The following is a 26,842-nucleotide window of genomic DNA, read 5'->3' on the forward strand; positions in this document are numbered from 1 at the left end:
AGTGAAGCGCCACCTGATCTCGGCCGCGGACCTCACCCGCGACGACGCCATCCTGATCCTCGACACCGCCGAAGAACTCGCGCACATCGCCGAGCGGCCGATCAAGAAGCTGCCGACGCTGCGCGGCCGCACCGTGGTCAACCTGTTCTTCGAGGACTCCACCCGCACCCGCATCTCCTTCGAGGCCGCCGCCAAGCGGCTGTCCGCGGACGTGATCAACTTCTCCGCCAAGGGCTCCTCGGTCTCCAAGGGCGAATCGCTCAAGGACACCGCGCTGACCCTGCAGGCGATGGGCGCCGACGCGGTGGTCATCCGCCACCACGCCTCCGGCGCGCCGCACCGCCTGGCGGGCTCCGGCTGGTTGCGCGGCTCGGTGGTCAACGCCGGCGACGGCACCCACGAGCACCCCACCCAGGCGCTGCTCGACGCGTTCACCATGCGGCGCAGGCTGGCCGGCGGGCGCGGCGACCTCGAAGGCCGCCGAATCACCCTGGTGGGTGACGTCCTGCACAGCCGGGTGGCCCGCTCCAACGTGCTCCTGCTGGCCACCCTGGGCGCCGAGGTGACCCTGGTCGCGCCGCCCACGCTGCTCCCGATCGGCGTGGAGAGCTGGCCCTGCACGGTCTCCTACGACCTGGACGCGCCGCTGCCCAAGAGCGACGCGGTGATGATGCTGCGGGTGCAGCGCGAGCGGATGAACGCCGCGTTCTTCCCCACCGAGCGCGAATACTCCCGCCGCTACGGTCTGGACCTGCGCCGGATGGCGATGCTCCCCGAGCACGCCATCGTGATGCACCCCGGCCCGATGAACCGAGGCATGGAGATCGCCGCCGAGGTCGCCGACTCGACCCGCTCGACCATCGTCGAGCAGGTCACCAACGGCGTCAGCGTGCGGATGGCGGTCCTGTACCTGCTCCTGGGCGGCAACGAACCGGCCCTGAGCGCCCCCAGCACCAGCACCCCCCACAGCGCGAGCAACGCCACCGGCACCGAGGAGAGCACCAAGTGAGCACGTACCTGATCAAGGACGCCAAGGTCCTCGGGGGCGACGCGTCCGACGTGCTCATCCGCGACGGCGTGATCGCCGGGATCGGCGCCGGGCTCGCCGCCGACGGCGCCACCGTGATCGAGGCCGCCGGGCAGATCCTGCTGCCGGGCCTGGTCGACCTGCACACCCACCTGCGCGAGCCCGGCCGCGAGGACGCCGAGACGGTCGCCACCGGCGCCGACGCGGCGGCCCTGGGCGGTTTCACCGCGGTGCACGCGATGGCCAACACCGACCCGGTCGCGGACACCGCCGGCACCGTCGAGCAGGTCTGGCGGCTCGGCCAGGAGACCGGTCGTTGCGACGTGCACCCGGTCGGCGCGGTCACCGTGGGCCTGGGCGGCAAGCGACTGGCCGAACTGGGCGCGATGGCCGACTCGGCCGCGCGCGTGCGGGTGTTCTCCGACGACGGCAAGTGCGTCGACGACGCGGTGATCATGCGCCGCGCGCTGGAATACGTGAAGGCGTTCGACGGTGTGGTCGCCCAGCACGCGCAGGAGCCCCGGCTGACCGAGGGCGCCCAGATGAACGAGGGCACCGTCTCCGGCGAACTGGGCCTGCGCGGCTGGCCCGCGGTCGCCGAGGAGTCGATCATCGCCCGCGACGTGCTGCTTACCGCGCACGTCGGCTCGCGCCTGCACGTGTGCCACGTCTCCACCGCGGGCTCGGTGGAGATCCTGCGCTGGGCCAAGTCCAAGGGCTGGAACGTCACCGCCGAGGTCACCCCGCACCACCTGCTGCTCACCGACGAACTCGTGCGCAGCTACGACCCGGTCTACAAGGTCAACCCGCCGCTGCGCACCGCCGCGGACGTCACCGCGCTGCGCGAGGCGCTCGCCGACGGCACCATCGACGCGGTCGCCACCGACCACGCCCCGCACCCCAGCGAGGACAAGGACTGCGAGTGGGCGGTCGCCGCGATGGGCATGCTCGGCCTGGAAACGGCCCTGGCGATCGTCCAGGAGACCATGGTCGACACCGGCCTGCTCGACTGGGCCGGCGTCGCCGACCGGATGTCCGTGCGCCCCGCCGCGATCGGCCGACTGGAGGGGCACGGCCGCCCGATCGAGGTCGGCGAGCCCGCCAACCTGGTGCTGGTCGACCCGAGCACACGGCGTACGGTCGAACCGTCCGAACTCGCCTCGCGCAGTCGTAACACCCCCTACGCCGGACTGGAACTCCCCGGCAAGGTGGTCGCCACGTTCCTGCGCGGCGTACCCACGGTGATCGACGGGAAGCTCGCGTGACCTCAGGCACGGCCCCCCACGACCTGCTGCTGTTCGCCGCCGACCAGAAGTCGGCGGAGGTGACGAACTGGAGCGGTCGCCTCCTCTGGATCGGCATCTGCCTCCTCTTCGTGCTCGGCGTCTACCTGCTCATGTGGCGCGCCTGGAAGAAGCGCGCCAAGCGCCAGGCGGCGCTGCCCGCGCTGCCCACCGCGCCCGAGGCCGCCGCCGCGCCGCTGCTGCCGCCGCTGGTCGGCCGCTACTTCGGCAGCACCACCGCCGGCAACTGGCTGGACCGGGTGGTCGCGCACGGCCTGGGCACCCGCAGCCCGGCCGAGCTGACCCTGCGCCCGGACGGCCTGCTGGTCGAGCGCCCCGCCGCGACCGACTTCTTCGTACCCGCCGCGGCGCTGACCGGGGTGCGACACGAGAAGGCCATCGCCGGGAAGGTGCTGCCCGAGGGCGGCCTGCTGGTGATCACCTGGACGCACGGCGACGGCTCGCTCGACTCGGGCTTTCGCAGCGACCACCCGGACGAGCACGACGCGTGGATCGAGACCATCACCCGGCTGATCGCCGGAGAACTGCCGGCGACCGCCGGCTCGGCTGTACGGAACCACCAGGAAGGATCGGTCACGTGACCGCAATGACCGGACGGGCCACGACGCCTGCGGTGCTCGTCCTCGAGGACGGGCGCACGTTCCGCGGCAGCGCCTACGGCGCGGTGGGGGAGACGTTCGGCGAGGCGGTGTTCTCCACCGGCATGTCGGGCTACCAGGAGACCCTGACCGACCCCTCGTACCACCGCCAGGTCGTCGTGATGACGGCCCCGCACGTCGGCAACACCGGCGTCAACGACGAAGACCCCGAATCCTCCCGGATCTGGGTCTCCGGCTACGTCGTCCGCGACCCCGCCCGAGTGCCCTCCAACCACCGCTCGCGCCGCTCGCTCGACGACGAACTGGTGCGCTACGGCGTGGTCGGGATCAGCGGCATCGACACCCGCGCGCTGACCCGGCACCTGCGCGAGCGCGGCGCGATGCGGGTCGGCATCTTCTCCGGCGACGCCGCCCGACAGGACGAGGCCGCGCTGCTGGAGCGGGTGCGCACCAGCCCCGAGATGGCCGGCGCCGACCTCGCCGAGCAGGTCAGCACCGACGCCGCCTACGTGGTCCCCGCGATCGGCGCCAAGCGCTTCACCGTCGCGGCGCTGGACCTGGGCATCAAGGGCATGACCCCGCACCGGATGGCCGAGCGCGGCATCGAGGTGCACGTGCTGCCCGCGACCGCCACGCTGGAGCAGATCAACGCCGTCGCCCCCGACGGCGTGTTCTTCTCCAACGGCCCCGGCGACCCGGCCACCGCGACCCACCAGATCGAGCTGCTGCGCGCCGTGCTGGACCAGGGCACCCCGTTCTTCGGAATCTGCTTCGGCAACCAGTTGCTCGGGCGCGCGCTGGGCTTCGGCACCTACAAGCTCAAGTACGGCCACCGCGGCATCAACCAGCCCGTGCAGGACCGCACGACCGGCAAGGTCGAGGTCACCGCGCACAACCACGGCTTCGCCGTGGACGCGCCGCTGGACACCGTCTCGGACACCCCCTACGGGCGCGCCGAGGTCAGCCACGTGTGCCTCAACGACGACGTCGTCGAGGGCCTGCGGCTGCTGGACCGACCCGCGTTCAGCGTGCAGTACCACCCGGAAGCGGCGGCCGGACCGCACGATTCCGCCTACCTGTTCGACCGTTTCGTGACGCTGATGGAGACCAAGAGTGCCTAAGCGCAGCGACCTGAAGTCCGTCCTGGTCGTCGGCTCGGGCCCGATCGTCATCGGCCAGGCCGCCGAGTTCGACTACTCCGGCACCCAGGCGTGCCGGATCCTCAAGGCCGAGGGCCTGCGGGTGATCCTGGTCAACTCCAACCCGGCCACGATCATGACCGACCCGGAGATCGCCGACGCCACCTACGTCGAGCCGATCACCCCCGACTTCGTCGAGAAGATCATCGCCAAGGAGCGCCCCGACGCGCTGCTGCCCACCCTGGGCGGGCAGACCGCGCTCAACATCGCGGTCTCGCTCAGCGAGAACGGCGTGCTGGAGAAGTACAACGTCGAGCTGATCGGCGCCAACCTCGACTCGATCCAAAAGGGCGAGGACCGCGACCTGTTCAAGGGCGTGGTCGAGCGGGTGCGGGAGAAGATCGGGCACGGCGAGTCGGCCCGCTCGGTGATCTGCCACTCGATGGAGGACGTGCTCGGCGGCGTCGAGACGCTCGGCGGCTACCCGGTCGTGGTCCGCCCCTCCTTCACGATGGGCGGCGCCGGCTCCGGCTTCGCGCACGACGAGGAGGACCTGCGCCGGATCGCCGGCCAGGGCCTGACCCTGTCGCCGACCACCGAGGTGCTCCTGGAGGAGTCCATCCTCGGCTGGAAGGAATACGAACTCGAGCTGATGCGCGACAAGCACGACAACGTCGTGGTCGTCTGCTCGATCGAGAACTTCGACCCGATGGGCGTGCACACCGGCGACTCGATCACCGTGGCGCCCGCGATGACGCTGACCGACCGCGAGTACCAGATCCTGCGCGACGTCGGCATCGCGGTGATCCGCGAGGTCGGCGTGGACACCGGCGGCTGCAACATCCAGTTCGCGATCAACCCCGAGGACGGCCGGGTGATCGTGATCGAGATGAACCCGCGCGTCTCCCGCTCCTCGGCGCTGGCCTCCAAGGCGACCGGCTTCCCGATCGCCAAGATCGCCGCGCGGCTCGCCATCGGCTACACGCTGGACGAGATCCCCAACGACATCACCAAGGAGACCCCGGCCAGCTTCGAGCCCTCGCTCGACTACGTCGTGGTCAAGGTCCCGCGCTTCGCCTTCGAGAAGTTCCCGGCCGCCGACGACCGCCTCACCACCACGATGAAGTCGGTCGGCGAGGCGATGGCGATCGGCCGCAACTTCACCGAGGCGCTGAACAAGGCGCTGCGCTCGCTGGAGAAGAAGGGCTCGCAGTTCGACTTCGTCTCCGAGGTCGGCGCCAAGGACGAACTGCTGAGCACGGCCGAGAAGCCCACCGACGGCCGGATCAACGTGGTCATGGACGCCATCCGCGCGGGCGCCACGCCCGAGGAACTGTTCGAGGCCACCGGGATCGACCCGTGGTTCCTGGACCAGATGTACCTGATCCACGAGATCGCCGGCGAGGTCCGCGACGCGGCCGAGCTGACCCCCGAGGTGCTGCGCCTGGCCAAGCGGCACGGCCTCTCCGACCTGCAGATCGCGGCGATCCGCGGCATGCGCGAGGAGGTCGTGCGCGAGGTGCGCCAGGCACTGGGCGTGCGTCCGGTCTACAAGACCGTGGACACCTGCGCCGCCGAGTTCGCCGCGCGCACCCCGTACCACTACTCGTCCTACGACGAGGAGACCGAGGTCGCGCCGCGCACCAAGCCGGCCGTGATCATCCTGGGCTCCGGGCCGAACCGGATCGGGCAGGGCATCGAGTTCGACTACTCGTGCGTGCACGCCGCGTTCGCGCTGCACGACGCCGGCTACGAGACCGTGATGGTCAACTGCAACCCGGAGACCGTCTCCACCGACTACGACACCTCCGACCGGCTCTACTTCGAGCCGCTCACCCTGGAGGACGTGCTGGAGATCGTGCACGCCGAGACCCAGGCCGGACCGGTTGCCGGGGTCCTGGTGCAGCTCGGCGGGCAGACCCCGCTGGGGCTGGCGCAAAAGCTCAAGGACGCGGGCGTGCCGATCGCGGGCACCTCGCCCGAGGCGATCCACCTCGCCGAGGAGCGCGGCGCGTTCGGCCGGGTGCTGGCCGAGGCCGGCCTGCTCGCGCCCAAGCACGGCACCGCGTTCTCCTTCGGCGAGGCCAGCGCGATCGCCGCCGAGATCGGCTACCCGGTGCTGGTGCGGCCCTCGTACGTGCTCGGCGGGCGCGGCATGGAGATCGTCTACGACGAGCCCTCCCTGGCCACCTACCTCGAACAGAACGCCGGCCTGGTCAGCGACCACCCGGTGCTGGTCGACCGCTTCCTCGACGACGCGATCGAGATCGACGTGGACGCGCTCTACGACGGCGAGGACCTCTACCTCGGCGGCGTGATGGAGCACATCGAGGAAGCCGGCATCCACTCCGGCGACTCGGCCTGCGCGCTCCCGCCGATCACCCTCGGCGCACACGACATCAAGCGGCTGCGCGCGGCCACGCTGGGCATCGCCCAGGGCGTGGGCGTCCGCGGACTGATCAACATCCAGTTCGCGCTCTCCGGCGACATCCTCTACGTCCTGGAGGCCAACCCGCGCGCCTCGCGCACCGTGCCGTTCGTGTCCAAGGCGACCGCGGTGCCGCTGGCCAAGGCCGCCGCCCGCGTCTCGCTCGGCGCCACGATCGCCGAACTGCGCGCCGAGGGCCTGCTCCCGGCCGAGGGCGACGGCGGCACGCTGCCGATGGACGCGCCGATCGCGGTCAAGGAGGCGGTCCTGCCCTGGAACCGCTTCCGCGACACCAAGGGCCGCGGCGTGGACACCGTGCTCAGCCCGGAGATGCGCTCCACCGGCGAGGTGATGGGCATCGACGCGGTGTTCGGCACCGCGTACGCCAAGTCCCAGGCCGGCGCCTACGGTTCGCTGCCGCTCAAGGGCCGCGCGTTCGTCTCCTTCGCCAACCGGGACAAGCGCTCGATGGTGTTCCCGGTCAAGGCCATGCACGACATGGGCTTCGAGATCCTGGCCACCGAGGGCACCGCCGAGGTGCTGCGCCGCAACGGCGTGCCCGCCACCGTGGTGCGCAAGCACAGCGAGGGCGCCGGGCCGCAGGGCGAGCCGACGATCGTGCGGATGATCCACGACGGCGGCGTCGAGCTGATCGTCAACACCCCGTTCGGCACCGGCGGCCGCCTCGACGGCTACGAGATCCGCACCGCGGCGGTCACCCGGGGCGTCCCGTGCATCACCACGGTGCAGGGCTTCGCCGCGGCGGTGCAGGGCATCCAGTCGCTGATCGCCGGCGACATCGGGGTGCGCTCGCTCCAGGAGCACGCCGACCACATCACGTCCCACCGAAAGGGCTGACGACACCGATGGCACTTCCCCTGCAGGTGCAGGCGGAGATCGTCGGCCGCGAACCCGCGGGCGCGTACCACCGCATGGTGCTGCGCGCCCCCGGGATCGCCGCCCGCGTCGAACCCGGTCACTTCGTCGCCGTGGCGATCGGCGGCGTGGACTCGGCGATGTTGCTGCGCCGCGCGTTCTCCATCCACCGCGCCGACCCGGCCGCGGAGACGATCGACGTGGTCTTCGCCGAGGCCGGCCGCGGCACCCGTGAGTTGGCCCGGCTGCGGGTCGGCGACAGCGTGAACGTGGTCGCGCCGCTGGGCACGCCGTTCCCGCTGCCGGCCGAGCCGGTCAGCGCGGTGATGGTGGCCGGCGGCTACGGCAGCGCGCCGATGTTCGCGCTCGCCGAGCGGATCGTGGCCGAGGGCGGCTCGGTCGCCTTCGTGCTCGGCGCGGCGACCGCCGCCCGGTTGTACGGCGTGGACCAGGCGCGGGCGATCACCGAGGACGTCGTGGTCACCACCGACGACGGCTCCGAGGGCGTGCGCGGCTTCGTCACCGGACCGCTGCCCGAGGTGCTCACCGCCGTACAGGCCGGCGTGGTCTACGCGTGCGGGCCGATGGGCATGCTGCGCGCGGTCACCGAGCTGGCGGACGCGCACGAGGCGCGCGTGTTCACCGCGGTCGAGGAATCGATGGCGTGCGGCGTCGGGGTATGCATGACATGCGTGCTCCCGGTGGTCGGCGACGACGGGGTCAGCCGGTTCGTCCGCTCGTGTGTGGACGGCCCGTGCTTCGACGGCACCAAGGTGCGCTGGGACGACGTCGGTACGATTCCGGCGGACATCGAGGGCGCAGCGGCGATGGGAGCGCACTGATGACCGACGCGTACGGCGGTTTCGCCGACAACGACGACGCGGACGACTTCGACGAGCCGCCGCCGTCCACGATCATGCTGCCCGGCGGCGGCATCGACCTGGCCACCCGGCTCGGCTCGACGCTGCTGCCGAATCCGGTGACCACGGCCTCGGGCTGCGCCGGCTACGGCAAGGAATTGGCCAAGTTCTTCGAGCCGGCCGCGATCGGTGCGGTGGTCACCAAAACGATCATGCCGTACCCGCGTTCGGGTCGGGCCACCCCGCGGATGGCCGAGACGCCGTCCGGGATGCTCAACTCGATCGGCCTCCAGGGCCCGGGCATCGACGCCTTCGTCGAGCGCGACCTGCCCTGGCTCGCGGCGCGCGGCGGACGCACCATCGTGTCCATCGCGGGCGGCCACGTGGACGACTTCGTGGCGCTGGCCGAGCGGCTCAAGGGCGCGCCCGGCGTGGTCGGCATCGAGGCCAACATCTCGTGTCCGAACGTGGCCAACCGGGGCCAGGTGTTCGCCTGCAACCCGGCCACGTCCTACGACGTGATCCGCGCGGTCCGCGACGCGACCGACCCGCTGGTGCCGGTGCTGGCCAAGCTGTCGCCGGACGTGACGTCGATCGTGGACATCGCCCGGGCGTGCGTGGAGGCGGGCGCGGACGGCCTGTCGATGATCAACACGCTGCTCGGCATGGTGATCGACACCGACACGATGAAGCCGGTCCTGGCCGGCGTCACCGGCGGGCTCTCCGGCCCGGCGGTCCGGCCGGTCGCGGTGCGCTGCGTCTACCAGGTGCACGCGGCGATGCTGGACGGGCAGATGGCGCAGGTGCCGATCGTCGGCATGGGCGGCATCCGGACCGGCCTGGACGCGCTGGAGTTCATCCTCGCGGGCGCGGCGGCGGTCTCGGTGGGCACGGTGATCTTCAACGACCCGTCGGCGCCGGTGCGGATCCTGGACGAGTTGCGCGCGGCGCTGATCGCCCGGGGCTTCGGTTCGCTGGAGGCGGCGATCGGGTACGCGCACCGCTGAGCGGATTCGGTGGACGAGGGTGATGCCGGTACGGACGGGGTTCGTGCCGGCATCGCCGTGTCCGGCGGGGCTCGGACGGGGCTCGAACGGCGGCGTGGGCGGGAACTCGGGCGGGGACGGGTACGAATTTTCGATGGCGACGAGAGTGGGATTTCGATGAGCAACCTCGCACCCGTGGCGGTGGCCCTGGACGCCCCGGACCTGGACCGCGCGATCGCGTGGGCCAAGGCCGTGGGCCCGCACGTGAGCACGGTCAAGGTCGGCCTGGAGGTGTTCCTGCGGGACGGCGCGGACGCGGTCTCGGGCGCGCGCGAGGCCAGCGGCGGGCGGGATGTGTTCCTGGACCTGAAGCTGCACGACATCCCGAACACGGTGGCCGGTGCGGTGCGTTCGGTCGCGCGGCTGGCGCCGACGTATCTGACCGTGCACGCGAGCGGCGGCAGCGCGATGATCCGCGCGGCGGCGGATGCGGCGCCGGAGGTGAACATCGTCGCGGTGACGGTGCTGACCTCGATGGCCGAGGAGGACTTGGCGGCGATCGGTCTGGCGGGGCCCTCGATCGAGGCGGCCCGACGGCTGGCCGGGCTCGCGGTCGCGGCCGGGGCGCGCGCGATCGTGTGTTCGCCGCGTGAGGTCGCGGCGGTGCGCGCCGAGGTGGGCCCGGGCATCGTGCTGATCACCCCGGGGGTGCGGCCGGCGGGCGCGGCGCTCGGCGACCAGAGCCGGGTGGCCACGCCCGAGCAGGCGTTGGCCGACGGCGCGGACCTGCTGGTGATCGGGCGGCCGATCACCGGCGCGGCGGACGTGGGCGAGGCGGCCCGCGAGATCGGCGCGGGTCTGGCGGCGCGCTAGCGCGCCGCGCCTGCCGGTGCGGACCGCTGCGACGCACGCCACGCGAACATCGGGCGGCGCGCGGATGCCGCTGTGGCGTCCGTGTGGAGCCCGGCGGCCCCGGGCGGGCCCACGGGAGGCCGAGTGGGGCCGGCGGGCGCCCCGGGGGCCGTCCCGGGCCGCCGTGACGGCCCTGCCGGGTGGATCGGCGGGCTCGACCGGGCAGGTCGTCGGGCACGGGCGGGGCGGTCGGGCCACCGGGCGCAAGAGCGCCGGGAGGGGGTGTGGAGGCGCGGACGCACCCGCGGACCGCCCCGAAGTCGTCCGACGCTCCGTCAGGTTCGGGTTTTGCCGCAGGTAGCCGGGCTTTTCCGATCGATTCGGGCGACGCGGACCGATTCGCCGACTAGGCTCCCTCGTGAGCCGGCCCGGTGGAGTGTCGCGCGTTGCCGCGAACGCTCTGACCAGCTAGGTTCCACTGTTTGTTGGTGGCCGTCCGAGCCGGGCGGCCTTGAGGATCGCAACGAAGTCCGAGGTGACACGGCGTGGCTCTCCCACCCCTGACCCCCGAAGAACGCGCGGATGCGCTCGCTAAAGCCGCTGCGGCTCGGCGGGAGCGCGCCGAGGTGAAGAACCGGCTCAAGAACTCCGGTGCTTCGCTCAGCGACGTCATCAAGGAGGGCAAGGACAATCCGGTCGTGGGCAAGATGAAGGTATCGGCCCTCCTGGAGTCCCTCCCCGGCGTCGGCAAGGTGCGCGCCAAGCAGCTCATGGAGAAGCTGAACATCTCCGAGACCCGGCGCGTCCGCGGTCTCGGCACGAACCAGATCGCAGCACTCGAACGGGAATTCGGTGGCTCCGCGTCCTGACGCGGGCGCCGGCAACGATCCCCGTACCGTGCACGGCACCCGTCGACTCACCGTGCTCTCCGGCCCCTCCGGGGTCGGCAAGAGCACGGTGGTCGCTGACCTGCGCCGCCGTCACCCCGAGGTTTGGCTGTCTGTGTCCGCGACCACACGTAAGCCCCGTCCAGGGGAGACCGACGGTGTGGAGTACCACTTCACCGACGGCGATCAGTTCGACAAACTGGTCGCCTCGGATGAACTGCTCGAATGGGCCGAATTCGCCGGGAACCGATATGGGACCCCGCGACTGCCCGTGCTCGAACGGCTTGACGCCGACGTTCCCACCCTGCTCGAAATCGACCTGCAGGGCGCTCGGCAGGTACGACAGGCGATGCCCGAGGCACGCCTGGTGTTCCTCGCCCCGCCCTCGTGGGACGAATTGGTCCGCCGTCTGGTGGGCCGGGGGACCGAATCCCCCGAGGTCATCGAGCGGCGCCTGGCCGCCGCGAAGGTCGAGTTGGCCGCGGAATCCGAATTCGACATGACGCTGGTCAACACGTCCGTCGAAGACGTCGTACGCGAACTGCTAGCCTTGATGAACGTATCTTGATCGTCCGGGCTGCCCGATAGCCGACAGGCAGCCCGACTTTCACCCACAGCTTTCACAGCTTTTCGAAGGGCCCCCGCCTTGTCAGCTTCTTCCACCGCACCCGAGGGCATCATCAACCCGCCCATCGACGAGCTCCTGGAGGCGACCGACTCCAAGTACAGCCTCGTCATCTACGCGGCGAAGCGTGCTCGGCAGATCAACGCCTACTACTCGCAGCTCGGCGAGGGCCTGCTGGAATACGTGGGTCCGCTCGTGGACACGCACGTGCACGAGAAGCCGCTGTCGATCGCGCTGCGCGAGATCAACTCGGGCATGCTGACCGCCGAGCCCATCGAGGGCTGAGCGAGTCACGCGACTCGACGGCGCCGTATCTGCGCTGTATCGCTGAACTGTTCGACGTGTTGGGCCCGACGGTGTTCCGTCGGGCCCTTCGCGCGTTCCACGCGGGTCGCCCCGTACCCGACGTGTCCCGCCGGTGCCTTGACCCTTCGGCGCGGATGGCGTACCTCTGAGCGGCGACCCGCGCGCGACGTGCGGGTGATCCGGAGGGTGGGGCGACGAGGTGGACCGGATCGAGAGCGGCGCGGACGCGCCGAAGGCGGGCCGGCGGGTGCTGCCGGTGGACACGTTGCTGGACGCGCCGCTGAGCCGCGCCGGCGACCGGGCCCGGGAACTGGCCGAGGCGGGCTTCGACGGGGTGTTCACCTTCGAGGGCCCCACCGACGTGTTCCTGCCGCTGGTGCCGGCCGCCGCGGCGGGGGTGGACATCATGACCAACATCGCGGTGGCCTTCCCGCGCAGCCCGACCCACCTCGCGCACACCGCGTACGACCTGCACCTGGCCTCGCAGGGCCGGTTCCGGCTCGGCCTGGGCACCCAGATCCAGGCACACATCGAACGCCGGTACGGCGCCAAGTGGTCGCGCCCGGTGGCCCGGATGGCCGAGACGCTGCGCGCGGTGCGCGCGGTGCTCACCTGCTGGCAGCGGGAGACGCCGCTGGACTTCCACGGCGAGTTCTTCGACCTCACGCTGATGCCGCCGACGTTGCGACCGGGACCCAATCCGTACGGGCTGCCGCCGCTGCTCGCGGGCGGGGTGGGCCGGCGGATGATCACCATGGTCGCCGAACACGCGGACGGCCTGCTGGTCCACCCGCTCAACACCGACCTCTTCGTGCGCGGCCCGGTCACCGACGCGGTCGACGACGGCCTGGTGCTGTCCGAGCGCGGCCGGGACGAGTTCTCGGTGATGCTCGACGTGATCGTCGCCGCCGGGCGGACCGAGGAGGAGATGCGGGCCGCGCTGAAGGGGGCCAGGGCGATGGTCGCGTTCTACGCCTCCACGCCCGCCTACCGGCCGGTGCTCGACGTGGAGGGCTACGGGCCGTTGCAGGCCGAGTTGCACGCGCTGATCCGGGCCGGCCGCTGGCCGGACATCCCGCACGCGATCGACGACACGCTGCTCGGCCGGGTGGTGGCGATCGGCGAACCCAAGGACGTCGCGGCCCAATTGGCCGCACGCGCCCACGGGGTCGCCGACCGCCTCGGGTTCTACCTGCCCTACCGGGCCGACCCGGCGTGCGTGTCCGAGGTGCTGGACGAGCTGCGGGCGCTCACCTGAGGCGGGCGGCGGGTCCCTCTAGCCCAGTCGTCCCACCGCGCGGCGCAGGCGCTTGAGGTCGCGCAGGCGGCGTTCGTAGCCGGCGCCGATCACGATCAGGAGCAGGCCCGCCGTGCCCAGGATCGCCCAGCGCGGCACCGCGTCGTAGACCGGCGCCAGGTGCGGCGCCAGGTGCACCAGCCCGACCGCGGCCAGCACCGCCGCGCCCAGGAACAGCGGCGCCTGGAGTCGGAAGCGGGCGCCGACCAGGAGCGTGGCGATCGCCGCCGCGCCCAGCAGGCTCGGCCGGATCGGCTCGGTCTGGCCCATCGCGAGCGGCAACGAGGGCAGCAGCAACAGCGCGAGCGACCCGCCGTACGCCGCCCACGAGTTGGTCTCCGGACGGGCCCGCCGGCGCAGCAGGCCCTCGGCCAGCAGGGCGAGGCCGAGCGGGACCGTGTACGCCTCGGGGTGGGTGACGTCGAACAGCGCCAGACGCAGCCAGTAGGCGGCGAACAGCAGCGGCAGCGCGGCACGTCGGGCGGGTGTGCGCAGCGGACCGGCCGGGGTGGTCGCCGCGGCGAGGCCGGCCCCGGCCAGGGCGAGCCAGCTCTGCTCGGGAGCCGCGGCGACGGTGGCGATACCCGCGGCGAGCAGGCCGACCGCGGCGGCGAGCGTGGCCGCCGGATCGGGGCGGGGGAGCCGGGCGACGGCGATGTACAGGAGGGCGGCCGTGCCCACCGCCGCCAGGACGCTCACCGCGTTCGTCGCGTCGAGGCGATGCAGCGTGGCCGGCACCGTCGCGGTGCACAACAGGACGGTGGCGGGAGCCCAGAGCGGACGAGCCTCGCCGCGCCCGCGCAGCGCGCTGTGCAGCGTGCTGGCGGTGACCACGGCGAGGGCCACCGGGAGCAGGCCGCCGGACTCGGCGATCGAGACGGCCGCCGCGAACACGGCGATCCCCTCGATCGTGATCGCGGCCATCGGCAGATCGTGCAGGTACGTGGCGACCACCAGCAGGATCACCGCCGCGCACGCGCCGGCCACCGCCTGGCCGGGCCCGCCGACGTCGAGCCGGTAGAGCGTGGCCGCCGTGGTGGCGTACGACAGGACCGCCGTCGCGGGCGCCCATCCCGGTCGCAGCCACGTGCGGCCGAACACCGCGCCGCACAGGGTGGCCGCCGCCGCGATCGCGAACGCGACCGGCGAGGTCTCCCGACCGATCAGCAGGGCGCCGACCAGGGCCGCGCCCGCGGTGCCTTCGAGGGTCGGGGCCAGGCCGGGCCGGCGGGCGCAGCCGAGGGCGAGCGGGAACAGCAGGGCGGCGGCGAGCACGGCGGCGAGCACGGTGTCGGGCCGATCCGCGCCGAGGGCGTGCGTGCCGGCCGTGATCGCGCCGACCCAGCTCAGGGCGGCTGCCCCGGCCCAGGCCGGCCGGGTGCCGGGCAGGTCGCGGAGGGCGCCGACCACGCTTACCGCGAGTCCTGCGGCGAGGGCCGCGGCGAGGTGGCCCGGGGCGCGGGAGGCGGCCAGGGTGCCGATCACCCAGCCGGCGCCGCCGACCAGGGTCAGGGCGCGGGTCGTCGGGGCGGTGGGGCGCAGGGTCAGGGCGATCAGGGTGACCAGCGCGAAGAGCAGGGTCGGGGCGAGCGCGACGAACGCCGTCGAGGCACCCGCGTGCGCCGCGGTCATCGCCGCGTCGACGCCGGCGAGCGCGAGGGCGAAGGCGGCTGCGAGCGGCCGGACCAGGGGACGGACGGGGAACGGGGCGGGCGGCTTCGGGGCGTCGGTCGGGCCGTCGCCGGCCGGGGCGTACGGGTCGGCGTCGTCGCCGTCGGCGTTGATGTCGCCGTCGGTTTCGGTGGCGGGCGACACATGGGGCGTGACGTCGCCGGTGCCCGGCGTACCGCCTGCGGTCGTGGTGTCCCGTTGCGCCGACGAGGCGGTCGGCCCGGTGGGATTGGCAGTGCTTTGTGTCGATACGTGATCACCGCCCGCCGCAGGTGCCGGGCTCGGCTCGGCGCTGCGGCGTCCCGGCGACAGGACGGCGGTGATCGTGAGGCCGGCGGCGACCACCGCCCACACCACGATCGACGTGAGCGGATGCGCCGTCGCCCACACCAGGGCCAGAGCGCCGTGGGCAAGCCCGACCAGGGGCAACAGCGGCCGGATCCGCCAGGCGCAACCCCAGCCGACTGCCGCCGCCAGATGCCAGCCCAGCGCCGCCCACAGCGGCAGATCCAGGGCCGGCGGCCCGACCACGAGCAAGCCCTCGACGACGATCGCGCCGGTCACCAGGACCGGTGTCCGCCCGGGCCGGCCGCGCAGCAGGGTGCCGGCGGTCAGCGCGACCAGCGCCGCCGCCGGCAGCAGTACCAGCGGCGCCAGGCCGAAGTCCCAGGTATCGGTCGGCATGATCGCGCTCCGGCTGCCGGCGTCGGCCGAGCCGAGCTGCCACGCCCGGCGCGGCCAGGACAGCGGACCGCCCAGCGCCACCGCCGGCGCCGCGAGCACCCAGAACGCGGGCGCCACCGTCAGCGGTACGAGCACCGCGAGCGGCCCGGCCCGGAAGTCGCGCGGCACCACGAACAGCGGCGCCATCGCGACCAGGACCACGACCAGCAGCGCGACGCCCGTCCACGCGATCGGCAGCTCCGAATCCTCGCCCGAGGGCCGGGTGGCGAGCAGCAGGGCCGCGGCCGCGAGCGAGCCGGCCATCGCACTCGCCGACGCCAGGTGCCGCACGACGGGCGCCCGGCGCAGCACGAACGCGATCCCGCCGGCGATCGCGGCGAGCCCGAGCATGGTGCCCGCCGACGCGCCGCTCGCGCCCTCGGCGAAGGTCAGCGCGACCGCGGTCAGCCAGTAGCAGAGCACGCCGACCTCGGCGACGATCCGCAGGCCCCGCGCGGCCTCGGCGTAGACCCGGCGCAGCAGTACGACGTCCGCAGCCGCCTGCAGGCCGAGCCCGATCGCGAGCGGCAACAGCGACGCGCGGCCCACCCCGAACCAGGCGATCAGCAGCGGCAACGGACCCTGGAGCAACAGCGCCGCCGAGATCCGCAACGCGCGCAACGGCGCCACCATCGAGCCCAGCGCCGCCGCGCCGCCGACCGCGAGCAGGGTGACCGCCGCGACCGGCAGCGCGCTCGCGTCGCGCACGCCGGCCAGGTCGGCGGCCCAGGCCGCGTAGCCGTCGAGCAGGCCCATGGCCACGGTCAGGGCGGCCATCGCCTCGGCGGTGGCGGGCAGTTCGCGCCGCTCGGCGAGCGTGGTCCCGGTCGCGGCCAGCACCAGCGCGAGCGCCATCACCAGGGCCCGGCCGCCGGTGCCGGTGCGATTCCAGGTGACCGCGACGAACACCACCGCGGCCAGCACCACGAGCAGCACGCCCGCGCCCAGCACGATCCGGGCCACCCGGCGCCGCCCGACCTCGGCCGACTCCCGAACCCGATCGGCCGCCGGGCGGGCGGGAGCGGCCGGGGTCGGCGGCACCGGCGTCGGCGCCGCGGGTGGGGTCGGCGTGCGGACCGGCGGCGTCGCGGCCGGCACGGACGGGCGGCTGAGCCACTGCTGCGCCTCGGCCCGCATGCGCTGGAGCAGGTGCTCGCGCCGGCGCAGCAGTTGCGCCGCCGACACACCGAGCTGCCACAGTTGATCCGCAGCCGGCCCGGTCAGTTTGATCGCGCACACGGGGCAGCGCTCGGTGCGCGGCATCCGGAGTTGTTGCGCACAGCCCGGACACCGCGTGGCGTCGTCCAGCAGCCGCTCGTTCGACATCGACGTCATCTCCCCCGATGGACTCCCGGCCTCCGATGCTGGCAGCGCCGCCCGGGCGCGACATCCGTACTCGTACTCAGGTCCCGGTCGACTTCCGGCCGCCGGCCCGGCCGACACGTGATCGAGCCGTCCGAGGCGGTGTCGTAGGCTCGCCGTGCCGGTCGGAACACGGGCCGGTCGCGACGAGGCCCAGGAGCAGCGATGAGTACCGGATCCCGACCCCGTGTCGTCCTCGGCGTCGCCGGTGGCATCGCCGCGTACAAGGCGTGCGAACTGCTGCGCAGGTTGACCGAGTCCGGGCACGAGGTCCGGGTGGTGCCGACCGAGTCCGCGCTCAACTTCGTCGGCGAGGCAACCTGGTCGGCGCTGTCCGGGCAGCCGGTGGCCACGGGGGTGTGGGACGCGGTGCACGAGGTCCCGCACGTCCGGATCGGCCAGAACGCGGACGTGGTCGTGGTCGCGCCGGCGACCGCGGACCTGCTCGCCAAGGCCGCGCACGGACTCGCCGACGACCTGCTCACCAACACGCTGCTCACCGCGCGCTGTCCGGTGATCTTCGCGCCGGCGATGCATACCGAGATGTGGGAGCACCCGGCCACGGTGGACAACGTCGCGACGTTGCGCAGGCGCGGCGCGATCGTGATCGAGCCCGCGGTGGGTCGGCTGACCGGCAAGGACACCGGCAAGGGCCGGCTGCCCGACCCGGAGCAGATCTTCCAGGTGGTCCGGCGCACCCTCGGGCGCGGCGCGACCCGGCCCGATCTGGTCGGCCGGCATGTGCTGGTCAGCGCCGGCGGCACCCGCGAGCCGCTGGACCCGGTCCGCTTCCTGGGCAACCGCTCGTCCGGCAAGCAGGGCTACGCGCTCGCCCGCACGGCGATCGCCCGGGGGGCCCGGGTCACCCTGATCGAGGCCAACACCGGCCTGCCGGACCCGGCCGGGGCCGACGTGGTGCACGTGGGCACCGCCCTGGAACTGCGCGACGCGGTGCTCAAGGCGGCCGAGGACGCGGACTGCGTGGTGATGGCCGCGGCCGTCGCGGACTTCCGTCCGGCGACCCGGGTCGACGGCAAGATCAAGAAGACCGACGCCGAACCGGAGCCGATCGCGCTGGTGAAGAACCCGGACGTCCTCGCCGAACTCGCCCGCGACCGGCTCCGGCCCGGCCAGGTCGTGGTCGGCTTCGCCGCGGAGACCGACGACGTGCTCGCCAACGGCCGCGCGAAGCTCGCGCGCAAGGGCTGCGATCTGCTCGTGGTCAACCGGGTGGGCGAGGAACTGACCTTCGGCACCGACGTGAACGAGGCGATCGTGCTGGCCGCCGACGGCAGCGAAACGCCGGTTGCGCACGGCCCGAAGGAGGATCTGGCGGACGTCGTGTGGGACCTCGTGGTGCCCCGTTTCGCCTAGTTCTCGTGTCCCGTTTCGGTGGGTTCGGCAGTCGGTCGGAACAGTCGATCGCGCCGGGTTCACACAAAGTGAGCAACGCCACGCCGTCCATGTCTTGGGACACCCAGTCCCAGGGCGGGGGTCGGGGGGATAAACTCGGCCCCAGTATTCGGTGGACCCGCCCGTCCCGACCTGTCCGGACGGTCCGGGTCCACCTGCCAGCCAGCAGCCGCTGCAACCCCAGGGAGCGATGTGTCCCGCCGTCTGTTCACCTCTGAGTCCGTGACCGAAGGTCACCCGGACAAGATCGCCGACCAGATCAGCGATTCCATCCTGGACGCGCTCCTCAAGGAAGACCCCAAGAGTCGGGTCGCCGTCGAGACGCTGATCACCACCGGTCAGGTGCACGTGGCCGGCGAGGTCACGACGCAGGGCTACGCCGACATCCCCACGATCGTGCGCGAGCGCGTCCTGGAGATCGGCTACGACAGCTCGAAGAAGGGCTTCGACGGCGCCTCGTGTGGCGTCTCGGTGTCCATCGGCGCGCAGTCGGCCGACATCGCGCAGGGCGTCGACACGGCGTACGAGAACCGGGTCGACGGCGACGAGGACGAGCTGGACCGCCAGGGTGCGGGCGACCAGGGCCTGATGTTCGGCTACGCGTGCGACGACACGCCGGAGCTGATGCCGCTGCCGATCACGCTCGCCCACCGGCTGGCCAATCGCCTGGCCGAGGTGCGCAAGAACGGGACCATCCCCTACCTGCGCCCGGACGGCAAGACTCAGGTCACCATCGAGTACGACGGCGACCGCCCGGTGCGCCTCGACACGGTCGTGGTCTCCTCGCAGCACGCGGCCGACATCGACCTGGACTCGCTGCTGGCGCCGGACATCCGCGAGTACGTGGTGGAGCCGGAGCTGTCCGGCCTGGGCATCGAGACCGAGGGCTACCGCCTCCTGGTCAACCCGACCGGCCGGTTCGAGATCGGCGGCCCGATGGGCGACGCCGGGCTCACCGGTCGCAAGATCATCATCGACACCTACGGCGGCATGGCCCGACACGGTGGCGGCGCGTTCTCGGGCAAGGACCCGTCGAAGGTGGACCGCTCCGCCGCGTACGCGATGCGCTGGGTGGCCAAGAACGTGGTGGCCGCCGGGCTGGCCCGCCGTTGCGAGGTGCAGGTCGCGTACGCGATCGGCAAGGCCGCGCCGGTCGGCCTGTTCGTGGAGACGTTCGGCACCGAGGCGGTGCCGGTGGAGGCCATCCAGGCCGCCGTGAACACCGTGTTCGACCTGCGCCCGGCCGCGATCATCCGGGACCTGGACCTGCTCCGCCCGATCTACGCGCAGACCGCGGCGTACGGCCACTTCGGCCGGGACCTGCCGGACTTCACGTGGGAGCGCACGGACCGCGTGGACGCGCTCAAGGCCGCCGCGGGGGTCTGAGCCCCCGGCTTTCGCAGCACTTTCGCCGCCGGCCGCGACGCGGACCCTTCGGGGTTCGCGTCGCGGCCGGCGGCGTTTTCGGTTCGGTGGTGGGGCGGCGGGCGCCTGTTCGGCTCGCGCCGGTGGGGCCTCGGCGGGCTCAGGCGGCCTGGGCGGCCATGCGCAGGCGGGTCACCAGGTCGGCGCGGTCGCCGCCGGCGGTCATCGCCGGGTGTGCGTGCAGCGCCTCGACGGCGTCGCGGGCCTGGGCCCACAGCCGGGCGTGCTCCTCTTCGGAGAGTTGCCCCGCGTGCCGGGCGATGGCCTCGTACGCGGCGTCTCGGGCGCGCTGCAATTCGATCAGGTCCGCCGGGATGGGCTGTTCGGACATACCCGAGAGTTTACGAGAGTCCACGTAAACACAGGGTTAGCTCCGGATTGCGGCGGACTCGACGAAGGATCCCGTTCAGATGGCCTCGTGCTCACGGCCCGGCGACGGTTGCGGATGGCGCGGTATGCGGTACTCGGTCACCGGCGGCATGCAGAAGATGGTCAGGTCGCACGCGACGCCGACCGCCTGGGTGGGGGTGTGGCCCAGGTGCAGTGCGGCCCGCGCGTACTCCCAGCCGGAACCGATCGCACCGTAGTCGTAGTAGAAGACGTCGAAGTCGCTGCTCGTCTCGAACAGCCTGCCGTCGAAGGCGAACATGAACTCCGACTTGGGCTCGAAGCCGGACAGTTTGCGCTTGCCCCATTCGACGAACTCGGCGTAGAACTCCAGGATGTCGCGTTCCTCGGCGGACGCGGGGGTGTGCGTGTCCAGGAACAGGCGCATCAGGTTGATGTCGCGCAGCAGCCCGGCACCGCCGAAGATCAGGTTCTCGCCGATCTTGTACAGCTTGGTGCCCTCGGTCTTGGCCTGACCCCAGGTCACCTGGGAATCGGCGGCGATCACGATCGACTCGTCGATGATCTTTCCGGCGACGACACTCATCAACGCCCCCCGAACGTACGGTTGCTGCGGATCCGGACGTGCCGGTTCAGGATCGCAGAGGGGTGGGGTGCGGCGCAGGCGAACCCCGTTGCTTCTGCCGGGACTTCACCGCCGGTTTCGTGGTGCCGGACGGGCGCCGCGGCTCGGGCCCGTCCGGCGTGCGTGCCGGGGTCGGGGGGGGTCAGAGCCGGACGACGACCTGCTCCAGTGGCTTGCGCCGGATGTCGGGCACGCGTGCGTCCTCGGCCGGGTAGCCGACCGGGACGACGTACGCGGCACGCTCTTCCTGCGGGCGGTCGCACACCTCGTTGAGGAAGCGCATCGGGCTCGGGGTGTGGGTCAGCGTGGCCAGACCGGCCTGGTGCAACGACGCGAGCAGGAGGCCGACGGCGATGCCGACCGACTCCTTCGTGTAGTAGGGGCGCGGCGAGTCCGGGCCCTTGTGCACCTCGAACACGACGATCACCACCGGCGCCTCCTCCAGGAAGGGCTTGCGCCAGTCGGTGCCGATCGGCGCGAGGGCCCGGAGCCACTCGGCGGACGCGCGGTGCTCGTAGAACTCGCGCTCCTCCTGCTCGGCCGCCTCGCGCAGGTGTCGTTTGCGCTCGGGGTCGGTGAGCACGACGAAGCGCCAGGGCTGCACGTTGGCGCCGCTGGGCGCGGTGCCGGCGGTACGGATCGCCCAGTCGATCACGTTGTCGGGGATCGGCCGGGAGGAGAAGTCGCGGACGGTGCGGCGTTGGGACATCACGTCGTGGAAGGCTCGGCTGCGGGCTTCCGCCTCGTGGGCGGGGACGCCTCGGTGCCGGTGCGGAACCGTGGGGTAAGTGGTTTCGTCGACCATGGCGGACAGCACAGCACGACGTGGGGGGTCGGTGGAAGGTCCCGCTTGGATCGGATTCGGGGCACGCGGGTGGGCACGTCGTTCGCCGGGGCGAGTCGCCCCGGTTCGTGTCGACTGGTGCGGTCGGGCGCCCGGGGCGGGGCCGCCGGGTCACCTCGGTCCGGGCGGACGGGGACGGGACCGTGGTGACCGCAGGCGTCCGGAGTGGCGGGTGTTTCGGTCGGCGGTCCGGCCGGGACTAGGCGACGTCCGCGCGCTGCTCGCCGAGCGAGAGCGTCGGGGCGGGCACGTCGACCCGGGTGACCCGGAACTGCCGGCCGGTGCGCGGTACGGTCACCACGGACCCGGCCCAGGCCTCGGTCGCTCGTCGGGCCAGATCGGCCTCGGCCACACCGGCGTGGGCCAGATCGACGCGCAGCGCGCGGGCCGCCGATTCCCGGGTGCCGGTGTGCAGCGTCTGCCAATCGTCGCGGCTGGTCTCGCGTGTCTGCGCCTCGTGCATTCCGTCCGCTCCCTCCCCGGCCTGTCGTAGGACCGGGTCTTCCGTCCCTGGCCCCCTGGACCACCCTGCGCCGGCGATCAAAGATCGACCAAATCCGTCAGGAAAAATCAGCCTCAGGCATGAGACGGGTGGTGATGTCTACACCGATGGAACGACCGCTTTCGCAGGCCGTGCGCCCAGCGGCGGGGGCCGCGTCTCCAACCGGTCGGATGAGCCCTCGGTTCGGCAGTCGGCACCCACCGGGACGTGCACTTTCGTCTGCAATCCGTGCGAGCGAACGATCAGCGTGACGCAGCCGGGCCGGTCCACGTGGTAGCCGCCGGCGAAGGCGAGCCAGGGCTGCTCGGCGGAGCGGGCGGGGCAGCCCGGCACGCGGACGGAGCCGGCGGCGGGCCGACCGTTGCCCCACACGATGGACGCGCCGTTGCCGGGGGCGGGGAGTACCTCGATGTCGACCCGCGCGCCGGCGCGCACCATCAGGCCGGACTTGGCGAAGAGCGGGTGCGGGGGTTCGGAGCCGTCGACCTCGGCCGGTCGGAGCCGGCGGCCGGTCTCCAGCGCGACGTCGCCGAGAAACACGGTGAGCGCGCCGGTGGGCGCGGGTCGCTCGTCGATCACGTGCAGGCAGTCGAGGGTCAGGGCGGGCTCGGCGTGCAGCTCGGCGACCTCGGTCGGCTCGACGGTGCGCTCGGCCCTGCCGGGCCTGTCGCCGCCGTCGTCCGCGCCGCACGCGGTCGTGGCGAGCAGCAGGCAGCAGGTCAGGGCGGCGACGGGTAAGCGATTTTCCGGCACCCGGACATGCTGCCAGGTGGGGACGTCGCCGGGCAGGCCCGAATGAACCGGCCGGCGCTGGGCAGTGTCACTCGGGTCGCGGGGGACAGGGTCGAGCCCTGGACGCACCACGAGTACGGGCACTTCAGTGGAAGGTGGCAGGCGATGAGCGACGACACCCCGGACCGGACCGAAGACTCCCCGGACACGCCGGGCGACGACGGGGTGCTCGGGCCCGAGGACACGCTGTCGACCGACGACCTGTCGTACGACCCGCTGGACACCGGGATCGTGCCGCCGGACCGCTGGTCGGCGGCGGAGCGGTACGGCAACACGCCGGAGGAGGAGCGACGCGGCGAGTCGCTCGACCAGTTGTTGTCCGAGGAGGAGCCGGACGTCTCCGACGACGACATGGTCTCCGACGAATGGGAGGGCGGCCCCGACCCGAGGGCGGGCCGACTGGTCGCCGACGACGAGGGCGCCCACGAGGACACCGAATCCGAGGCGGTGGCGCACGACGTCGGCATCGACGGCGGTGCGGCGGGCGCGGAGGAGGCGGCGATGCACATCATTCCGGAGGAAGAGGTCCCGTAGGGCGTGTCGTCGCGCCCCCCACTTCGCGCGTCGCACCCGCCGGGGTTGAGGTGGGCTCGCGACACACCTTGCTCCGCTTCGCCTCGCGCCGCTGCCAATCCCCACCACTTGGCCCCCCGCCGCACGCGCTGCCATGCCTTTTGCTCCACCGCCCTTCTGGTTCATCGCGCGGCTCACCTGCGCCCCGCTCGTGCTGCCGGGCCGCGCCGCGCCGTCGACGGTGTTTCGCGCCGCCCGCCCGTGCTGCCGCGTTGCCCACCGATCCGCGCCGGGCCGTTCTTCGCGCGCGGTCCGCTCGTCCGCGCGGACGGGCTGCCCGCCTGCGCCGCGCCGTCTGCGTTGCCGGGCGGCCCGTCCGCGCCGCTCGGCCGAATCGCCTGGCCGCCGCCGCGTTGCCGGTGCTGTCGCGCCGCTCTTCGCGTCGTCCGCCTGGCCGCGCTTTGTTGCCCGTGTTGCAGGGCGGCCCGTCCGTATCGCCCTGCCGAGTCGCTCCTCTGTCGTCGCGTCGCCTGCGTTGGCGCGCTGCCAGTGCCCACGCCGCGTCGTCCGTGTTGGCGGGCTGCCCGTCTGTCGCCGCGTTGCCTGTGGTGCCGGGCTGCTCGCCTTTCGCCGTGTTGCCCGCTGCCGTGCCGTCCGCGCTGTCTCGCGTGGCGTCGCCCGCCCGTCCGGGCCGCATTTCTCGCGCCGCCTGTGTTGCCGGGCCGGCCGTTTGTGCTGCGTAGTCCGTCCGCCGGCCCGCCCGCGCTGCTGCGGTGTTTGTGGGTCGAGTTGTTGTGTGTGTCGTCTGGTGTAGGTGGGCTAGGTGGGCTAGGTGGGCTAGGTGGGTTTGGCGAGGAGGGCTTCGGGGGTGGGTTCGGGGCCGGTCAGGGGGCGGCCGTCGAGGAGGTCCAGGGTCGCGGACAGGCTCGCGGCGGCGGCTCGCGCGGCGCCGGCGGTGAGCGGGTCGCCGGTGTGCGCGGCGAGGTCGGCGAGTTCGCGTTCGGCTTCCGGGCGGTCGGCGAGCAGGGTGTGCCGCAGATCGGTCAGCGGACCGGCGATCCAGGACTCCGCCTCCGCCTCGGTTTCGGTGACCCGACGCATGGCGTCCACCCAGCGGCTCACCGTGCCCAGCGACTCGCGGGCGTATTCCAGCAGTCGACGTCTGGCCGGCCCCTCCAGACGGTGGCCCTTGCCGTTGCGGAACTCCTCGTCGATCGCGGAGAGCCGGCTCTCCAACTCGTGGTGCTTGGTGAGTCGGCGCAGCGCTTCGGCGACCTCGTCCAGATCGCGGCGCTCGTTGCCGGCCGCCAGTTGCAGCAGTCGGCCGAGCAGGCCGTCCTCGGGACGCCACCACAGTTGGGCGATCGAGGTGGCCCGGGGGAAGCGCAGGTGGCGCGGGTGCAACAGGGCCTCTGCGGCGTCCGCCGCACACGCGGCGGCGCCGGCCTCGGCCTCGGCGAGGGCTTCGAGCGCGCCGAGGTTGCGGGTGCCGCCGAGCAGTCCCTGCGCGGAGCCGGTGGCGATGTGTCGGGCCAGCGTGGCCACCGCGGGCAGGTCGCCCAGACCGGCCGCGGCCTCCTGGAGCAGTCCGTACGTGCTGTGCCCGCACAGTACGGCGGCGCGCGCCGTGGCGGCCACCGTCAACAGTTGGGTCGCGCGGTCGTGGCTGGGCTCGCGCATCGCCATCTCGTCGAGCTCGGCGCGCAGCGACACCGCGACGGCGCCGGTGTCCGAGCGCGCCCCGTCGGCGTAGGCCAGGGCACGCAGCGCGGATATTCGCTCCGGGGCGTCGGTCGACATGGCCTGTGCCGCCGAGGCGTACTCGCCCCGGCCGATCAGCTCGCCGATCAGCGCGGCGGGCTCGGGAGCGGCCGGCGGCGCGGGCGGGTCCTCCTCCGCGTCCTCCTCGGCGGCCGGCGCCGTGTGCGCCGGGCCCGCAGCGCCCTCCGCGGGGTCCTCCCGGTCCGCTGTCGCCGAGGTCTCGTCGGCCTCGGCCGGTTGCGCGTCGGACACCGGGTTCGGGTCGGCGTCGGAGCCCGATTCGCCGCCCGGTTCCGGGGCCGAATCGGGGTCGGCCGACGTCTGTGCCACCGGCTCCGGCTGCGTATTCTCGGCCGTGTTCGACGCGTCCGCCGGATCGCCCGAGGCGGGTGTCCCGTGCCAGGACAGCCGGCCCCGTAACGCCGCGTTGACGATCGTCGGGTCGGGCAGATGCGGGCGGATCGTCTCCGCCAACGCGTCCACGCCCTCGTCCCGGTCGGCCGCGATCGCGTCGATCAGCTCGCCGAGATCGGCCAGGGCCAGTACGCGCCGCCGGTCGGCCGGTTCCCAATTCTCGTGACGGGCGCTCAGCTCGGCGGTCAGCTCGCGGAGTTCGTCGATCGCCGCGGTGTGCGCCGGCGGGCCGCCGAGTTGCCGGAAGCGGTCCACTCCGGCGAGTTCACGGGCGTGTACCGCGGCTTCGTGCGCGGTGATCGTGGCGGCCAGGCCCGGCCGGTCCTCGGGCAGCGTGTCGGCTTCGGCCTCGACCAGGGCGCCGACCGCCGTCCGGGCCTCGGCCACGGCCGGGCCGACGAGCCCGAGCATGGTCAGGTCGGCCTCCTCCGGCGCGCGCCCGGCCGCGACGGCGGCGGTCACCGCGTCGGCGGCGGCCCGCGCCCGACCGAGTGCGTCGTCGAGGGAGCGCAGCGGCGACGGGGGCTCGCTGGCTCCGCACATCCGATCCCGGCAGAACGCCTCGAATCGGCGACACGCGGTCACCACGTCGGCGATGACCTCGGCGGGCCACCCCGGCAGCGCGAGGTCGGCCTCGGTCAGCGTGATCCGCAGCAGTGCGGCGGCCTGGCAACTGAACCCCCAGTCCGCGATCGCGGTGAGCCGGATCAGGTCGGGGGTGAACGCCGTGGTCTTCAGGCTTTCCAGGATCTCGCCGTCCAGCGCGCCCGAGTCGGTGTCCAGGGTCGCGGGCAACAACACGCGCAGTACCGGAAGGGTCACCACCTGTGCGGTGTAGCCGCGCACGCTCGGGGTCTGTTTGCGCAACCGCTTGAGCGCGTGTTCGGCGATCGCGGGAGTGGGTCGGCGGGCGGGCGGTACGCGCAGTGCGCGCAGGGTGTCGGTCCGTGTGGGGTTGGGCAACCGCCACAGGGCGTCGGCGAGGACGTCCGGGGCGATTGCCCCGAGACAGTCCACGAGGGGGTCGCCGAGGCGGGCGAGCTGGACCGCTACCGCCGACTTTTCCCGGGCTATCTCCTGCTGGTCGTGATCCGGGTGATCCAGGAAGGGTTGCAGTTCGCCCGACGAGGTCGCCCACCACAACCAGTCGACGCTGCGGGAACGTGGCTGTCGCACCACTTTTGGCCTCCCGAGGGAGAGGGGCTGGTCTCTGGTTATACCGCCGTCGGCTCGAGATGCGGACGGTTCCGCCGGATTCGCAAG

The 26,842-nt window shown here is 72.8% G+C and carries 22 protein-coding genes; 15 read left to right on the forward strand and 7 right to left on the reverse strand.

All coding sequences use genetic code 11. The features are described 5' to 3' along the window. The first annotated feature begins 1 nt into the window (after position 1). From ACH4U8_RS30765 to ACH4U8_RS30820, 12 genes are all read left to right on the forward strand, one after another. A complete protein-coding gene (locus tag ACH4U8_RS30765) occupies positions 2–1,009 on the forward strand; it encodes an aspartate carbamoyltransferase catalytic subunit (protein ID WP_360323185.1) in 1,008 nt (335 codons plus the stop codon). Further along, on the forward strand, positions 1,006–2,292 hold the full coding sequence (locus tag ACH4U8_RS30770; RefSeq protein WP_360323183.1) for a dihydroorotase: 1,287 nt from the start codon (positions 1,006–1,008) through the stop codon (positions 2,290–2,292). The genes ACH4U8_RS30765 and ACH4U8_RS30770 overlap by 4 nt, the downstream gene beginning before the upstream one ends. Continuing rightward, on the forward strand, positions 2,289–2,912 hold the full coding sequence (locus ACH4U8_RS30775; protein WP_379989962.1) for a hypothetical protein: 624 nt from the start codon (positions 2,289–2,291) through the stop codon (positions 2,910–2,912). The genes ACH4U8_RS30770 and ACH4U8_RS30775 overlap by 4 nt, the downstream gene beginning before the upstream one ends. Before the next feature lie 5 nt (positions 2,913–2,917). After that, complete coding sequence (gene carA, locus ACH4U8_RS30780; RefSeq protein ID WP_360323211.1) at positions 2,918–4,051, forward strand: glutamine-hydrolyzing carbamoyl-phosphate synthase small subunit; 1,134 nt, start codon at positions 2,918–2,920, stop codon at positions 4,049–4,051. Next, positions 4,044–7,355 (forward strand): carbamoyl-phosphate synthase large subunit, encoded by a 3,312-nt coding sequence (gene carB, locus ACH4U8_RS30785; RefSeq protein WP_360323179.1) that lies wholly within the window; start codon positions 4,044–4,046, stop codon positions 7,353–7,355. Before carA ends, carB begins: the two co-directional genes overlap by 8 nt. An 8-nt stretch (positions 7,356–7,363) precedes the next feature. Next, complete coding sequence (locus ACH4U8_RS30790) at positions 7,364–8,215, forward strand: dihydroorotate dehydrogenase electron transfer subunit (protein WP_360323177.1); 852 nt, start codon at positions 7,364–7,366, stop codon at positions 8,213–8,215. Further along, the gene (locus tag ACH4U8_RS30795) at positions 8,215–9,240 is read left to right on the forward strand and encodes a dihydroorotate dehydrogenase (protein WP_360323175.1); all 1,026 of its coding nucleotides are present in this window, start codon (positions 8,215–8,217) and stop codon (positions 9,238–9,240) included. Before ACH4U8_RS30790 ends, ACH4U8_RS30795 begins: the two co-directional genes overlap by 1 nt. 156 nt (positions 9,241–9,396) lie before the next feature. After that, positions 9,397–10,092 carry an orotidine-5'-phosphate decarboxylase gene (pyrF, locus tag ACH4U8_RS30800; RefSeq protein ID WP_360323173.1) on the forward strand — a complete coding sequence of 232 codons (696 nt, stop codon included), beginning with the start codon at positions 9,397–9,399 and terminating at the stop codon, positions 10,090–10,092. A 524-nt stretch (positions 10,093–10,616) separates the two neighbouring features. Continuing rightward, positions 10,617–10,940, forward strand: coding sequence for an integration host factor, actinobacterial type (gene mihF / locus ACH4U8_RS30805; RefSeq protein WP_026218483.1), 324 nt, complete (start codon positions 10,617–10,619; stop codon positions 10,938–10,940). Beyond that, positions 10,924–11,526 (forward strand): guanylate kinase, encoded by a 603-nt coding sequence (gmk, locus tag ACH4U8_RS30810; RefSeq protein ID WP_379989963.1) that lies wholly within the window; start codon positions 10,924–10,926, stop codon positions 11,524–11,526. Before mihF ends, gmk begins: the two co-directional genes overlap by 17 nt. A gap of 78 nt (positions 11,527–11,604) precedes the next feature. After that, positions 11,605–11,868, forward strand: coding sequence for a DNA-directed RNA polymerase subunit omega (gene rpoZ / locus ACH4U8_RS30815; RefSeq protein ID WP_020551792.1), 264 nt, complete (start codon positions 11,605–11,607; stop codon positions 11,866–11,868). A gap of 220 nt (positions 11,869–12,088) precedes the next feature. Next, complete coding sequence (locus ACH4U8_RS30820) at positions 12,089–13,147, forward strand: TIGR03617 family F420-dependent LLM class oxidoreductase (protein WP_360323170.1); 1,059 nt, start codon at positions 12,089–12,091, stop codon at positions 13,145–13,147. An 18-nt stretch (positions 13,148–13,165) separates the two neighbouring features. On the opposite strand, the gene ACH4U8_RS30825 is transcribed toward ACH4U8_RS30820, so the two are convergent. Then, positions 13,166–16,906, reverse strand: coding sequence for an SCO7613 C-terminal domain-containing membrane protein (locus ACH4U8_RS30825; RefSeq protein WP_395781603.1), 3,741 nt, complete (start codon positions 16,904–16,906; stop codon positions 13,166–13,168). Between the two features lie 201 nt (positions 16,907–17,107). Here ACH4U8_RS30825 and coaBC point away from each other — a divergent pair, with 201 nt between their 5' ends. Continuing rightward, on the forward strand, positions 17,108–18,316 hold the full coding sequence (coaBC, locus tag ACH4U8_RS30830; RefSeq protein ID WP_395781605.1) for a bifunctional phosphopantothenoylcysteine decarboxylase/phosphopantothenate--cysteine ligase CoaBC: 1,209 nt from the start codon (positions 17,108–17,110) through the stop codon (positions 18,314–18,316). A 231-nt stretch (positions 18,317–18,547) separates the two neighbouring features. Next, positions 18,548–19,741, forward strand: a complete 1,194-nt coding sequence (gene metK, locus ACH4U8_RS30835) for a methionine adenosyltransferase (protein ID WP_360323164.1) — start codon at positions 18,548–18,550, stop codon at positions 19,739–19,741. A gap of 139 nt (positions 19,742–19,880) precedes the next feature. Here metK and ACH4U8_RS30840 read toward each other — a convergent pair whose 3' ends face one another. From ACH4U8_RS30840 to ACH4U8_RS30860, 5 genes are all read right to left on the reverse strand, one after another. Beyond that, on the reverse strand, positions 19,881–20,111 hold the full coding sequence (locus ACH4U8_RS30840) for a hypothetical protein (protein ID WP_360319589.1): 231 nt from the start codon (positions 20,109–20,111) through the stop codon (positions 19,881–19,883). Positions 20,112–20,186: 75 nt separating this feature from the next. After that, the gene (locus tag ACH4U8_RS30845; protein WP_360319591.1) at positions 20,187–20,714 is read right to left on the reverse strand and encodes a hypothetical protein; all 528 of its coding nucleotides are present in this window, start codon (positions 20,712–20,714) and stop codon (positions 20,187–20,189) included. Between the two features lie 181 nt (positions 20,715–20,895). Continuing rightward, on the reverse strand, positions 20,896–21,558 hold the full coding sequence (locus tag ACH4U8_RS30850; RefSeq protein ID WP_360319593.1) for a nitroreductase family protein: 663 nt from the start codon (positions 21,556–21,558) through the stop codon (positions 20,896–20,898). Positions 21,559–21,796: 238 nt separating this feature from the next. Beyond that, on the reverse strand, positions 21,797–22,060 hold the full coding sequence (locus ACH4U8_RS30855; RefSeq protein ID WP_360319595.1) for a hypothetical protein: 264 nt from the start codon (positions 22,058–22,060) through the stop codon (positions 21,797–21,799). A 138-nt stretch (positions 22,061–22,198) separates the two neighbouring features. After that, positions 22,199–22,852: a hypothetical protein gene (locus ACH4U8_RS30860; RefSeq protein WP_395781607.1), complete on the reverse strand. Its 654-nt coding sequence runs from the start codon at positions 22,850–22,852 to the stop codon at positions 22,199–22,201. 144 nt (positions 22,853–22,996) lie between these two features. On the opposite strand from ACH4U8_RS30860, the gene ACH4U8_RS30865 reads away from it, so the two are divergent. Further along, positions 22,997–23,425, forward strand: coding sequence for a DUF5709 domain-containing protein (locus ACH4U8_RS30865; RefSeq protein ID WP_360319599.1), 429 nt, complete (start codon positions 22,997–22,999; stop codon positions 23,423–23,425). A gap of 816 nt (positions 23,426–24,241) precedes the next feature. Here ACH4U8_RS30865 and ACH4U8_RS30870 read toward each other — a convergent pair. Next, positions 24,242–26,755, reverse strand: coding sequence for a hypothetical protein (locus ACH4U8_RS30870; RefSeq protein WP_395781609.1), 2,514 nt, complete (start codon positions 26,753–26,755; stop codon positions 24,242–24,244). Between the last annotated feature and the right edge of the window lie 87 nt (positions 26,756–26,842).

The sequence above is a fragment of the Embleya sp. NPDC020886 genome, assembly GCF_044333915.1.
Taxonomy (GTDB): domain Bacteria; phylum Actinomycetota; class Actinomycetes; order Streptomycetales; family Streptomycetaceae; genus Embleya.